Genomic DNA, 14,054 nt, shown 5'->3' with positions numbered 1-14,054 from the left:
ACTTTTGCTATGGAATTGCTACGGATTCTCGCAAAACGACATTCGGCTCCAACATTAAAGTGCGGTAATTTTTATCCGCATTTTTTATCCGTTGCAAAAGCGTATCCACCGCCATTTCTGCCAAGCGATTTTTTGGCTGATGAATGGTGGTGAGCGGTGGGCTAAGATATTGAGCAAGGGCGATATTATCATAACCAATAATAGACATATCCTGTGGCACAGATAACCCAGCTCGCCATAAGGCTTGATAAGCACCAAGGGCAATGGTATCACTACAACAAAACACCGCCGTAGGGCGTTCGTTTTGGCTGAGTAACTGCTCCATTCCCCAAATCCCACCATTAAAATTAAAATGGCTTTCAATAATCCACTGCTCGTAAATCGGCAAATTATGCTCGCTTAACGCCTGTTTAAAGCCTTTTAAACGGTTTTGTGCCAACGGTTTTTTTAGGCTTCCTGTGATAATGCCAATTTTTTGATGATGATGTTCAATTAAGGTTTTTGTGGCAAGATAGCCACCAAGTTCAGAATTTTCAACGATTTTATCGGCACAAACTTCAGTTGGCCACCAGTCCATAATCACACAAGGCAAGGTTAAATTTAAGGGTTTGACTTGTTGTGTCTGAAAGTGGCTTTCGGTACACATTAACAACAGACCGTCCACTTGCTTTTGAATCAGTGTTTGGATATTTTTTTCTAGGCGTTGTTGATCATCATCGGTATTGCACAAAATAAGGTTATAATTCAATCGGTTACAATAACGCTCCACATTCGCCACCACTTCCGCAAAGAATGGGTTGTCGCTGGTAGTGACTAACATGCCAATGGTGCGAGTTTCTTTAACTTTTAGGCTACGAGCAAGGGCTGATGGCGTATAATTCAGTTGGTTCACCACTGCCATCACCTTGACACGCATTTCTTCGCTGACATTAGGGGCGTTGTTAATGACTAATGACACAGTAGATGTGGAAACCTGTGCGATCCGTGCGATGTCCTTCATTGTTGCCATAATATTTAATCTTTTAGAATAGCTTCAACAATATCTTGCACTTCAGATAAGACATAATCTGGCACTGTTTCAACTTTCTTTGCTCCCCTGTTTCTAAAATCAATCACCCTAGCTTGATAAGCCACCACAATCCCTTGCGTTTTGCAACCTGTTCCACTTAGGGTAACCGCAAATCCATTTTCACGAGCAAGTTCAGCGTTTCCTTGTGTAATCGGTGCAATCATCATAAAGCCTAATTGATGAAAATCACTGCTACTCAACACCAACGCTGGGCGATATTCTCCTTGTATTTCTTTACCGATCACGGGATTTAAACAAATCATAATAATATCCCCTCGCTTAAATAAACTCGCTCTTGGCATTTAAATCTCTCCCCCGATGGACTCCATTGAATCCCATTCTGCACAAACAGGTAAAGTGTCAAAAGCGGTCATCGCAATGCGTTCAGCTAGGGTTAATCTTTTTTGCTTAGCTTTATTTGGCACCACAACTAATTTTATCGTTTGATCATCAATTTTCGCTAATTCAAGAAAATCCCCTGTTTCTAAATTCATCGTCTGGGTAAAATCTTTAGGCAGTCGAATGGCTTTACTATTTCCCCAGCTTTTCACTTGTAATCTCATCTTCATATCCTCTTATGTATCATTAAATGATATTTTACAACGATAAAGGAAAGATAAACAAGCCCTAAATCGATTTTAAAAAATCCAACGTTTCTGCTCTGGTTGGAATAGACGGCTGCGCCCCTTCTCTGGTAACACTAATCGCCGCTGCTGCGTGAGCAAAACGAATGGCATCTTGTAACGGTTTGCCGTCCAATAATGCGACTAAAAATGCCCCATTAAAGGTATCCCCTGCGGCGGTGGTGTCAACGGCTTTCACTCGAAAACCTGCTACGATTTCTTGTTGTCCCTGATGGTTTACATAGCGGCTTACAAATACGCCTTTTGACCCCAGTGTAATCAATACGGTTTCAATGCCTTTTTGATGAAAAATTTTGGCAGATTTCACCGCACTTTCAAGGTCGGTGACTTTCACCCCTGTTAAAATTTCTGCTTCAGTTTCGTTCGGCGTAATCATTGCAAGATTTGCCAATAATTTATCAGGCAATTTTTGTGCTGGAGCAGGGTTTAGCACCACTTTTACGCCGTTATTTTTAGCGATTTGAGCAGCTTTGATCACGGCTGGCAACGGTGTTTCCAGTTGCATTAATAGAAGATCGGCTTGCTCAATTTGGCTGCGGCTTTGCTCGACAATATTTTCATCTAAACAACCGTTCGCTCCAGCAGAAATCACAATACTATTTTCGCCACTCGCTGCCACTTGAATCATCGCAATGCCTGTGGTTTGGTGGGCGATTTGATGAATAAATTGGGTGTGGATGCCATCTTGTTCAAAGGCATTTTTCATTGTTCGACCAATGTCGTCATCACCAATACAGCCGATAAAATTCACTTGGGTATTTTCATCACTTAACCTTGCCGCTGCCACCGCTTGATTCGCCCCTTTGCCACCGTAGGCAATGTGGTAATGGTGTCCTGTGAGTGTTTCACCTGGTTTGGCGAAATGGGGAACGGAAATGACGTGATCGGCGTTGATGCTGCCGAGAATGGTGAGTGTTTTTTTCATAAATAACCTTAAATGATAATATTATTTAATTTTTCTACGATATAGATCAGATCCTTGCATAATATGATCAAGCAATTCTTCCACCGCCCAATATTTTTCTTTAATATCTGCTGGAATCACTCGAGAGCCATAATGTTTGAATGTGCCAATTTTAACGTGCATTAATTTAGCAAAATTTGGATAACCAAAACTTTCGGCTGCCCCACAAATCGCAAGGAAATGGGCTAATTCCTGAATGATAGGATCTTGGCTTTCTTTATTTTTATACAAATAAGCATATAAATCAGGGTGAATATTATTAAATACCCCTGAAAATCCTTGAGAACCTGCTTTCATTGCATCAAATGCAATCGCCGCATTCGCATTCACAATTTTTAATTTACTGTTTTTGGTTAATTCAAGTCGGCGTTTAACAGTGGCTAAATCACAAGAAACATCTTTTAGCACCACTATATTATTAAAACCAGCAAAATATGTAATTTCTTCATCGGTTAATAAACGGCGATAAGGTACAGGACATTCGTATAATCCTAAAGTTATATCTTTTGGTAACGCAGATAATAATTTTTCAAAATTTGCTTTTAAAATCGCAGTTCCTTCATTATTTGGATCTAAACGATTAGTAATTAATATCACCGCATCCGCACCTGTATCATACATTGCCTGCAATTCTGCCACTTGTTCATCAAACGTTGCACCAGTATGCCCTGAAGTGACCACAGGAATACGACCTTTAGTTTGATCGATAACAGTTTGCGTTATTTTGATTTTTTCTTCCAGTGAAAGATAAAGGATTTCACTGGATTGACAAGTGGCAAATAATGTATCTGCTCCATTATCAATATACCAATCTGTCAGTTTTCTTAAGCCATCATAATCTACTTCATTGTTTGTAGTAAATGGGGTAAGCATAACAGGGATAATGCCTTGAATTTCCATAATTTTCTCCAAATTAATTATTTTTCACTAAAATTTTTCACAATGCCTTTAATTTGTAAAATCACCACTAATAAGAAACAGCAAGCTAAAACGGCTGAAACGGGTCTTTCTACAAAAGCAAGCAAACTACCATCTGATTTTGTTAAAGAAGATAATAAATTTCTCTCTAACATTGGTCCTAAAATCATACCTAAAATAATCGGTGAAATTGGATAATGATTTTTTTGTAAGAAATATCCAATAACGCCCATAAGCAACATAACGACTACGGCTTCAGGGGAATTATTAATTGCATAAGATCCTACAATGCTAAATATAATTACTATTGGATAAAGAATATCTTTATTGATTTGAATAATTTTCTTTAAGAAATTAACCACAATTAATGCCAAAGGAATTAATGCAATATTGGCAATGAAAAATAAAATAAACACCGCATATAATTTATCTGGTTGGAACAAAAATAATGATGGACCTGGTTGCATATCTTTCATATAAAGTACGCCGATAATAATCGCCGCTGCTGAGTCGCCAGGAATACCGAAAACTAATGACGGTATCCAACTACCAGCAAGACTCGCATTATTACTACTTGATGCGTCAATAATCGCATCTTGTGAACCTTTTCCGTATAGCTCAGGTGTTTTTGATGTTTTTTTAGAAATAGCATAAGAAATCCATGCGGCAATATCTGCTCCCGCACCTGGTAGTGCACCAATAGTCGTTCCAATGATACTACTGCGTAAAATACTCCATTTTCTCTGACTTAAGGGTTTGGCAAGTCCCTTAAATAGATTTAATGAGCTTTTATTATTTTCTAACTCAGAAATATCTACATTAGATGTTAATTTATATCTATTCGCATAATATTCAATGGCTCCTGAAATAGCAAATAAGCCTATCATTGCAGGAATAAAACTCACTCCCTCATATAATAACACTAGACCAAAAGTAAAACGTGCCTGCCCTGTAAATTCATCAAAACCAATGGTTGAGATCAATATACCAAATAACAACGTCAACAAACTTTTAGTGACAAATTTGCCAGCAATCAACGTTGCACAACTTAATCCTAATAATGACAACCAAGTGTATTCAAAGGAACTAAATTTCAAAGCGAATTTTGCTAAATAAGGGGCACTCACAGCCAAAATTATTGAACCAATCACACCACCAATTACCGAACTTAATAGACCAAGTCCTAAAACAAAATTCACTTTTCCTTGTTTAACTAAACGATAACTATCATCCACATAAGCGGCAGAAGCTGGTGTACCTGGTATTCTTAACAATGCCCCTGGAATATCACCAGCATAGATTGATGATGCTCCAACAGAAATCATTAAGGCTAAAGCTGGAATAGGATCCATAAAGAAAGTGAAAGGCACCATTAAAGCAACTGCCATTGTAGCCGTCAAACCAGGGATTGCTCCAACAAACAACCCAAATAGACCAGCACCTAAAATAGCTAAAATAGCATTGAGATCAATGTAAGAAAAAGCATTTATTAAAATATCCATAGCTACCTACTATTCAAATAACATTCCGCTAGGAAGTCCCACTAACAACACTTTTGCAAATAAGAAATAGATACCGATTGACAAAAGAAAGAGTAAACTGCCAATAAATAGCCTATTCTTTTCTAAAAATGGTTGTGTTAATACATTCAAAATTATTGCCACACTTAGAATAAAACCTACATATTCTGAAGAAAATAAGTAAAACAATACAATAACAGAAATAGCAAGAATCACTTTACCATCTTGTAACCAATCAAAACTCTGAAAAATATATTTATCTCGTAGTTTTACTTCCATAATAAAATCAATCAGACCAAAGAAAGAAACTAAAAACCCAATAATTGTTGGATAAAATGCTGCTCCATAATCAGAAAAATCACCATAAGTATAATAACTATATCCTGATATGATTAATCCAAAAATAAGCAATATAACAGGGGTAAGTAATCTAATCATATATTTCAATAGCCCCTAAAGGGGCTATTCTCCACATTATTCAGCAGACAATAATTCACCGAATTTTTTATCTTCATCTGCCATAAATTGCTCTAATTCAGCACCATATAACGCACTCGCTTCAAAGCCTTGTTTATTAGCAAATTTTTGCAATTCCCCTGAAGCATAAACTTTTTCCATAGCTTTAGTTAAGGCTTGTTTTACATCATCAGGTAATCCTTGTGGTGCTGTTAATACATTCCATCCATTTAAACTCCATTTATATGATGTTGCCTCTTGATATACAGGAATATCTGAATAAAGTTCACTTTTAGTCGGTGTCGTAATCGCTAAATGTCTTACCATTCCAGCATCGGTCATACTTTGAGCTTCACCTGGTGATGAAGTAACAAAATCAATACCACCAGAAACAAGTTCTTGTAACGCAGCACTCGCCCCTTGTGATGGTACAAATTTCACTGCATCCGTTGGTAAATTAGCACTTCTTAATATGCCCAATAAATTTAAATGCCAAATGGAATTTAACCCACTACCCGATGCTTTTAATTTACCTGGGTTTTCTTTAATCGCTGTCAAGAGTTCATTAATATCTTTATATGGAGAATCTTTACCTACTTGCACACCACCAGGCACAACGCCCAAACGAACAATTGGTGTATAGTTTTTATAGTTTAAATCTGTCATTTTTTGATGATGCATTAATGCAATCTCAACTGTCACAACCCCTAAAGTATAGCCATCAGGTTTTGCTGTTTTAATGGCATTATGTCCGACAACGCCACTACCACCAGTACGATTAATAACATTAACATTAGTTTTTAATTCTTCCTGCAATCCTTTTGCAACAAGACGAGCAATAGTATCTGTATTACCACCAGCTGCCCAAGGAACAATGATTGTGATTGGTTTTTCAGGATAATTAGCGAAAGCACTTGCAGAAAACAGAACGGAAGTGGCTAAGACTATTTTGATTAGATTTTTACTCATTTTGTACGCTCCAATATGAGAGATTATGTGACACAAATTAAATCGAAACGTTTCGATTCAATTTAAAAAGACAATACAAGAAAACATCAACTAAAAAAAGCACTTTTTGTTGAATTTGTGAGCTGGATCACAAATTTTCTTTTTTACAATAAAAGCGTTGAATATTTCCCTTGTAAAATTTATCTAATAGATTAAAATATAGCAAATAGATAAATTACTTCTAAACCAAATGGAAAAACGAACGCCACATTGTAAACTTGAAAAAGTCAAAGAGCTTATTGCTCAAAGTAAATACACACAAACCCAGTCTGCTTTGGTTGGTGCGGCTCAAATGGGAATTGACCATAATACAATGATCGAGATTGTGAATGCGTTAACGCCTGCCGATTTTTATAAAAGTATGACAACCTATGCTAATCATACTATTTGGCAAGATGTTTATCGCCCCAATACGGAATATGGCAATATTTATCTCAAGTTAACTGTAATTGATGAAGTATTAATTGTTTCATTTAAGGAGCTATAAGGATGAAATGTATAGAATGTAACACAGGTGAGTATATTCAAGATGTACGTGATATGTCTTATACTTACAAAGGACAAAAAACCGTTATTCCTAGGGTTTCAGGTAAATATTGTGGTCATTGCGATTCAGTATTAGTTGACCCTATTGATGCTCAACGTGTTTCAGAAACGATGATTGAATTTAATAAACAGGTTAATGCGACATTAGCCGATCCGCTTTATATTCAACGTGTTCGTAAAAAATTAAAATTAGATCAACGACAAGCTGGTGCTATTTTTGGTGGTGGTGTAACTGCATTTTCTCGTTATGAAACAGGAAAAGCCACACCACCAGTAGCATTAATTAAATTATTAAAAATTTTGGATAAACATCCAGATTTATTGACAGAAATGGCTTAACTTCTATTTAGGTTAGGGGTATTCCCCTAGCCCAAATAACAAATTCTCCCCAAACTTTTCTATTACCTCATTTCCCCCCTAACAATTTATTGCAAAAATTTGCCTTATATCACATTTTTTTATTTGATTTTGTTTTATAATGATAAAATTGTTTGTTTCATTAATCACAATAAAAAGGATCAAAACTATGTCAGATTTACGTCAAGCTGCTTTAGATTTTCACGAATTTCCAAAACCTGGAAAAATTGAAGTTACTCCAACCAAATCACTAGCCACTCAACGAGATTTAGCGCTTGCCTATTCACCAGGTGTTGCGGAACCATGTTTAGATATTCAAGCGGATCCCGCCAAAGCCTATCGTTATACGTCTAAAGGCAATTTAGTTGCGGTGATTTCTAACGGGTCCGCGGTACTTGGGTTAGGTAATATCGGGGCATTAGCAGGTAAGCCTGTAATGGAAGGGAAAGGCGTGTTATTTAAAAAATTCGCTGGTGTAGATGTGTTTGATATTGAGATTGATGAAAAAGATCCCGATAAATTAGTGGAAATCATTGCCTCCCTTGAGCCAACTTTTGGGGGGATTAACCTTGAAGATATTAAAGCCCCTGAATGTTTCTATATAGAGCAAAAATTACGTGAACGTATGCACATTCCTGTCTTCCATGATGACCAACACGGTACAGCGATTATCAGCTCGGCGGCTGTGTTAAACGGTTTACGTATTGTGGGTAAAAAAATTGAAGACGTGCGTTTAGTCGCATCAGGTGCAGGTGCCGCCTCGATTGCGTGTTTGAATTTATTGGTTTCGCTTGGCATGAAACGGGAAAATATCGTGGTTTGCGACTCTAAAGGGGTAATCTACAAAAACCGTGATGACCGTATGGACGACACCAAAAAACTCTATGCCATTGATGATAACGGCACACGTTCATTAGGCGATGTGATTGAAAATGCGGACATTTTCTTAGGCTGTTCCGCCAAAGGCTTATTGACTGCTGAAATGGTAAAATCCATGGCAGCCAGTCCATTGATTTTGGCGTTAGCAAATCCTGATCCTGAAATCACTCCACCTGAAGCCAAAGCAGCTCGTGCCGATGCGATTGTATGTACTGGTCGTTCTGACTACCCTAACCAAGTCAACAATGTGCTTTGTTTCCCATTCATTTTCCGTGGTGCGTTAGATGTAAGTGCGACCACCATTAATGAAGAAATGAAAATGGCGGCAGTGCATGCTATTGCAGATCTTGCTCTTGCAGAACAAAATGAAGTCGTTACTTCGGCTTATGGTGGCAACGAAGTGTCTTTCGGTCCTGATTATATTATTCCAAAACCATTCGATCCACGCTTAATCGTGCGTATTGCTCCAGCGGTAGCGAAAGCGGCAATGGATAGCGGTGTGGCAACTCGTCCAATTACTGATTGGGACGCTTATTTAGAAACATTAACGCAATTTGTTTACAAAACCAATTTGTTTATGAAACCAGTGTTTGACCAAGCGAAAAAAGACAAAAAACGGGTCTTATTAGCGGATGGTGAAGAAATCAAAATTTTACACGCAGTACAAGAAATTTCTGGTCTTGGTATTGCTTACCCAGTATTAGTGGGTCGTAATGAGGTTATTGAACAAAAAATCAGAAAACTAGGCTTAAAAATTGAAGCTGGTAAAGATTTTGATGTATTAAGCACCGATAACCCAGAAATTTTTGAGAAATGTTGGACACTATACCATAATAAAATGAAACGTAATGGCGTGACCAAAGCGATGGCACAACGTAGAATGATTAATAATTCAGCAGCTATCGGTTCCGCTTTACTGGAATTAGGTTATGCTGATGCCATGTTGTGCGGTTTAGTAGGAACTTATTCAGCCAGCCTTGGTTTATTAAAAGAAATCGTAGGCGTAAAAGAAGAAGTGAAAGTCCCAGCCACAGTGAATGGACTCGTTCTTTCTGACCGTAACTTATTCTTAGCTGATACTTTTGTCAACACCGATCCAAGTGCAGAAGAATTAGCAGAAATCACTTTAATGGCTGCCGAAGAAGTACGCCGTTTTGGTATTGAACCTCAGGTTGCGTTGATTTCTCATTCTAACTATGGCACATCTGATCACCCAAGTGCGGTGAAAATGCGTCAGGTTTTACAATTAGTGAAAGCTCAAGCCCCTGATTTAATCATTGATGGCGAAATGCACTGTGATGTGGCATTGACTGAAAGTTTACGTAATGAAATGATGCCAGATAGCCCATTAAAAGGTGCAGCTAATTTATTGATTATGCCAAATATGGAATCAGCTCGTATTAGCTTAAACTTGTTACAAGGTACACATACCCCGATTACTATTGGTCCAATTTTAATGGGTATCAAAAAACCAGCTCATATTTTAACCTCAAAATCCTCTGTTCGCCGTATTATTAATATGGTGGCGGTGGCTGCGGTGAAAGCACAATAGTCGATAAATATTCAAAAATGCCCTGTTTATTACAGGGCATTATTTTTATAAAGTTATTTTAATTTACTTTTTTCATCGCCTCTGCAACAAATTCTGCCTCTAATCCCAGAATAACTTGTAAACCATTATCGCCCATTTTGACTAGACCTTTTGAACCTAAGGCTTTGAGTTGGGATTCATTAATTTTACGCATATCTTGCACAGTTAAACGTAATCTTGTGGTGCAATAATCAATATTGCTAAGATTTTGTTTACCGCCTAATGCTTTTACAAATTGTACGGCTTGTTGCTCATAACTGGCATTATTTTGCTCAATATTTTCAACCACTTCATCATCTTCACGACCTGGGGTTTTCAAGTTGAACATTTTGATCACAGTACGGAATATCACATAGTAAATCGCAGCAAAGACCAAACCTTGAACAATCAGCATATACCAACTCACTGCCAATGGATTACGAGAAGAAAGCACCATATCCACTAACCCCGCACTAAATCCAAAACCAGCGATCCAGTGCATTGATGCGGCAATATAGACAGAAAGTGCGGTTAATAATGCGTGTACTAGATAAAGTACAGGTGCAACAAACATAAAAGCAAATTCGAGTGGTTCAGTAATACCAGTAAAGAACGAAGCTAGTGCCGCTGCAAACATAAGGGAAGCAATCTGAGCTTTTTTGGCTGGTTTGGCACTATGATAAATCGCTAATGCAGCGGCTGGTAAACCAAACATCATAACAGGAAAGAAACCTGCCTGATACATACCCGTTACACCAACCACGGCTTTACCATCGGCAAGAGATTGAGCACCACCTAAGAAATTTGGAATATCATTGATACCCGCCACATCAAACCAGAATACAGAGTTCAAGGCGTGATGTAAGCCAACAGGGATCAATAAACGGTTAAAGAAAGCATAAATACCTGCACCAGTTGCACCTAAATCTTTAATCGATTCACCGAAAGACACCAAGCCACCAAAAATCACAGGCCAAATATAAAGTAACACAAAGGCAACAATAATCATCACCAAAGACACCACGATTGGCACTAAGCGTTTACCACTAAAAAAAGCCAAGGCTTTCGGCAATTCAACGGTATGGAAACGATTATATAACTCAGCAGAAATCACCCCAACTAAAATCCCAATAAATTGGTTATTAATTTTATTAAAGGCGGCTGGAACTTGATCGGCTGGAATACCTTGTAATTGAGCAACCGCGGCTGGGGAAAGCAATGTAGTCACCACTAAATAGCCCACTAAACCTGAAAGTGCGGCAGAACCATGTTTATCTTTTGACATGCCAAAAGCCACACCAATAGCAAATAGGAAAGGCATTTGATCGATAATTGCTCCACCCGATTTAATTAACAATGCTGCCAGTTGACTATTAGCTCCCCAACCATCTGGATCAAGCCAATACCCCACACCCATTAATAGTGCAGCGGCTGGTAAAGCTGCCACAGGCACCATTAATGCTCGCCCAATTTTTTGCAAATAATTGAGAATACTCATAATGATCTCCTTGAATTTTGAAAGTTTAATTTATTAATTTACGGCGAAAGAAATTTTACTTCAAAAATCATTTAAAAAATGTGATCTCCGTCATAAATTATAAAAATATTTTTTATTATTACTAATAGACTTTATGTCTGGTTTATCTATAATGAAATTGAGTCTGGAATTTTCCACCTTTTATGATTAAATATACGGGAAATTGCTATGCTGAAAATTACTAAGATCTTTAACAACAACGCTATCTTGGCGGAAAATGAACATGGCACAGAATTAGTTATTTTGGGCAAAGGCATTTCCTTTAACAAAAAAGTGGGAGATCTGGCTAATGAGCAAGCTATTGAGAAGACCTTTAGTTTAAATAAAAGTATTTTTGCAACTCACTTAACTGAAATTTTAAGTGAAATTCCACCACAATATTTTCGTTTAACCCATCGTATTATCAAGCACGCCAATCGTCTGTTAGGGACGGAATTGTCCAATAATATTTATGTGAGTTTAACCGATCATATTTATCATGCAGTAGAACGACTTCATCATCAACAACCGATCCAAAATGGCTTATCCTATGAAATTCAACGCCTCTATAAAAAGGAATTTGCCATTGGGCAGTATGCGGTGCAATTAATTAACCGTGAAATGAAGGTGGAAATGACCGATGATGAAGCAGGATTTATCGCTTTACATATTTTTAACGCTCGTACAGACAGTGAAATGCCTGAAACTTATCGTACTATGCAAATCATTAAAGATATTTTAGCGATTGTCGGTTATCATTTTAATCTGGTATTAGATCCTAATGATTTTGATTGCGGACGATTTATCACCCATTTACAACATTTTTCGCAACGCTTATTCTCCAATCAGGAAATCCCCAATTTTGGTGATGATTTTCTCTATCAACAAACCCGAAAAGCCTATCCTGATGTGTATCAATGTGTGGAAAAAATTAATAAATACTTAGTCAAAAATTTTGATAAAACATTAAATCAAGATGAACAGTTATATTTGGCTATTCATATTCAACGCATTATTCGTAAATGAAATTGCTATCGCACAAAAGCAAAAAAGTGCGGTGAAAAAATCAGCATTTTTTTCACCGCACTTGAAAGGTTGTGAAGACCTAAAATTAACCTAAATCTTCCCCATTGCTGGCAATGACTTTTTTATACCAATAGAATGAATCTTTGCGAATACGCTCGCCCGTGCCGTTGCCGTCATCGTCAATATCCACATAAATAAAGCCGTAGCGTTTACTCATTTCGGAGGTTGACATACTGACTAAATCAATCGGTCCCCATTCTAAATAGCCCCAAAGATCCACACCGTCCGCAATGGCTTCTGCCATCTGTTCGATATGCGCTTTGAGATAGTCAATACGGTAGCTATCGTGAATTTTACCATTTTCAACTTGGTCATAAGCACCTAGCCCGTTTTCCACAATAAATAACGGTTTTTGGTAGCGGTCGTACATATCGTTTAAGGTAATCCGCAAACCCACTGGGTCAATTTGCCAGCCCCAATCAGAGGCTTTTAAGTACGGATTTTTCACCCCGTGTAAAAGATTACCGCCAATATCACCATCTTCTTGCGGATGGGTCGTTACCGCTAAACTCATATAATAACTGAATGAAATATAGTCCACGGTATGCTGTTTCAAAATTTCATCATCGCCCACTTCCTTACGAATTTGCACATTATTTTCCGCCCAATGACGTAACATATATTTCGGATATTCACCACGAGCATGAACATCGGTAAAGAATAAGTTTTGTTGATTGCCCCATTGTGCTTGGCGTTGATCAGCAGGATCGGCGGTTAACGCATAATGGTGTAAGCGTGCCAGCATACAACCGATTTTGGCATTTGGATCAATTTCACGCAAGGCTTTAGTGGCTAATGCACTTGCCAAAAATTGGTGATGTAACGCCTGATATTTGGCACTTTCCTGTTGATCGGCAGGTACTCGATCTAACACAACCCCAGCACCACAATAAGCACTGTGCATCGTCACCATGTTAATCTCATTGAACGTCAGCCAATATTTCACTTTGCCTTTATAGCGGTTAAATACGGTTTTAGCATAACGCACAAAGTGTGCTATCACTTCCCGCCCTAACCAGCCGTTGTATTTTTGGGTTAAACCCAACGGCGTTTCATAGTGCGAAAGCGTAACCATGGGTTCAATGCCATGTTTGTGCATTTCATCAAACATATCATCATAATATTTCAATCCTGCTTCATTTGGTTGCTCATCATAACCGTTCGGGAAAATTCTCGCCCAATGAATAGAAATACGAAAACATTTAAACCCCATTTCACCGAACAAGGCAATATCATCTTTATATTTATGATAAAAATCAATCCCGTGACGTTTAGGGAAACGCCCCTCAAATTTGCCCGATAAAATCTCATCAATGCGTTCGGAAGATACATCAATCGCTGCCGATTTTAGCCCTCGGATTTCTTTTGGCACATAAGCCACCATATCCGAACCCGCTAAACCTTTGCCGTCTTCGTCCCAACCGCCCTCAATTTGATTGGCTGCGGTAGCACCGCCCCATAAAAATTCTTTTGGAAATTTACTCATTATATTGTCCTCTGTTGATAAAATTTAATTGAAAA

General features: G+C 37.9%; 14 protein-coding genes. 4 read left to right on the top strand and 10 right to left on the bottom strand.

Annotated elements, in window-relative coordinates:
- Positions 1 to 7 precede the first annotated feature (7 nt).
- From O1Q81_RS03795 to O1Q81_RS03760, 8 genes are all read right to left on the bottom strand, one after another.
- A complete protein-coding gene (locus O1Q81_RS03795) occupies positions 8 to 1,009 on the bottom strand; it encodes a substrate-binding domain-containing protein (protein WP_386698308.1) in 1,002 nt (333 codons plus the stop codon).
- A 5-nt stretch (positions 1,010 to 1,014) separates the two neighbouring features.
- Positions 1,015 to 1,371 carry a type II toxin-antitoxin system PemK/MazF family toxin gene (locus O1Q81_RS03790; protein ID WP_386698307.1) on the bottom strand — a complete coding sequence of 119 codons (357 nt, stop codon included), beginning with the start codon at positions 1,369 to 1,371 and terminating at the stop codon, positions 1,015 to 1,017.
- Positions 1,372 to 1,632 carry an AbrB/MazE/SpoVT family DNA-binding domain-containing protein gene (locus O1Q81_RS03785; RefSeq protein ID WP_386698306.1) on the bottom strand — a complete coding sequence of 87 codons (261 nt, stop codon included), beginning with the start codon at positions 1,630 to 1,632 and terminating at the stop codon, positions 1,372 to 1,374.
- Positions 1,633 to 1,696: 64 nt separating this feature from the next.
- The gene (gene rbsK / locus O1Q81_RS03780) at positions 1,697 to 2,638 is read right to left on the bottom strand and encodes a ribokinase (RefSeq protein WP_386698304.1); all 942 of its coding nucleotides are present in this window, start codon (positions 2,636 to 2,638) and stop codon (positions 1,697 to 1,699) included.
- A gap of 21 nt (positions 2,639 to 2,659) precedes the next feature.
- The gene (locus O1Q81_RS03775) at positions 2,660 to 3,577 is read right to left on the bottom strand and encodes a dihydrodipicolinate synthase family protein (protein WP_132301510.1); all 918 of its coding nucleotides are present in this window, start codon (positions 3,575 to 3,577) and stop codon (positions 2,660 to 2,662) included.
- A 17-nt stretch (positions 3,578 to 3,594) separates the two neighbouring features.
- Positions 3,595 to 5,097, bottom strand: coding sequence for a tripartite tricarboxylate transporter permease (locus O1Q81_RS03770; RefSeq protein ID WP_386698302.1), 1,503 nt, complete (start codon positions 5,095 to 5,097; stop codon positions 3,595 to 3,597).
- Positions 5,098 to 5,106: 9 nt separating this feature from the next.
- The gene (locus tag O1Q81_RS03765; protein ID WP_132301514.1) at positions 5,107 to 5,553 is read right to left on the bottom strand and encodes a tripartite tricarboxylate transporter TctB family protein; all 447 of its coding nucleotides are present in this window, start codon (positions 5,551 to 5,553) and stop codon (positions 5,107 to 5,109) included.
- A 36-nt stretch (positions 5,554 to 5,589) separates the two neighbouring features.
- Positions 5,590 to 6,540: a tripartite tricarboxylate transporter substrate binding protein gene (locus O1Q81_RS03760; RefSeq protein ID WP_386695819.1), complete on the bottom strand. Its 951-nt coding sequence runs from the start codon at positions 6,538 to 6,540 to the stop codon at positions 5,590 to 5,592.
- A gap of 229 nt (positions 6,541 to 6,769) precedes the next feature.
- Between O1Q81_RS03760 and O1Q81_RS03755 the strand changes: the two genes are divergently transcribed.
- The 3 genes from O1Q81_RS03755 (at position 6,770) to O1Q81_RS03745 (ending at position 9,913) form a co-directional block, all read left to right on the top strand.
- Complete coding sequence (locus tag O1Q81_RS03755; protein ID WP_386692540.1) at positions 6,770 to 7,066, top strand: type II toxin-antitoxin system MqsR family toxin; 297 nt, start codon at positions 6,770 to 6,772, stop codon at positions 7,064 to 7,066.
- 2 nt (positions 7,067 to 7,068) lie between these two features.
- Positions 7,069 to 7,464, top strand: a complete 396-nt coding sequence (locus O1Q81_RS03750; RefSeq protein WP_386698300.1) for a type II TA system antitoxin MqsA family protein — start codon at positions 7,069 to 7,071, stop codon at positions 7,462 to 7,464.
- Positions 7,465 to 7,651: 187 nt separating this feature from the next.
- Positions 7,652 to 9,913: an NADP-dependent malic enzyme gene (locus O1Q81_RS03745; protein ID WP_386698298.1), complete on the top strand. Its 2,262-nt coding sequence runs from the start codon at positions 7,652 to 7,654 to the stop codon at positions 9,911 to 9,913.
- 58 nt (positions 9,914 to 9,971) lie between these two features.
- On the opposite strand, the gene nagE is transcribed toward O1Q81_RS03745, so the two are convergent.
- A complete protein-coding gene (gene nagE, locus O1Q81_RS03740; protein ID WP_386698296.1) occupies positions 9,972 to 11,429 on the bottom strand; it encodes an N-acetylglucosamine-specific PTS transporter subunit IIBC in 1,458 nt (485 codons plus the stop codon).
- A 207-nt stretch (positions 11,430 to 11,636) separates the two neighbouring features.
- Between nagE and licT the strand changes: the two genes are divergently transcribed.
- Positions 11,637 to 12,473, top strand: coding sequence for a BglG family transcription antiterminator LicT (gene licT / locus O1Q81_RS03735; RefSeq protein WP_386698294.1), 837 nt, complete (start codon positions 11,637 to 11,639; stop codon positions 12,471 to 12,473).
- An 85-nt stretch (positions 12,474 to 12,558) separates the two neighbouring features.
- On the opposite strand, the gene O1Q81_RS03730 is transcribed toward licT, so the two are convergent.
- Entirely contained in the window at positions 12,559 to 14,019 is a 1,461-nt protein-coding gene (locus O1Q81_RS03730) for a glycoside hydrolase family 1 protein (protein ID WP_386698292.1), read from the bottom strand.
- Between the last annotated feature and the right edge of the window lie 35 nt (positions 14,020 to 14,054).

Origin of the sequence: Lonepinella sp. MS14436, from assembly GCF_042470565.1 — a bacterium.
In the GTDB taxonomy this organism is placed as follows: domain Bacteria; phylum Pseudomonadota; class Gammaproteobacteria; order Enterobacterales; family Pasteurellaceae; genus Lonepinella.
Note: the sequence above shows the minus strand (reverse complement) of the source record. Positions and strands in the feature narration are given on the sequence as shown.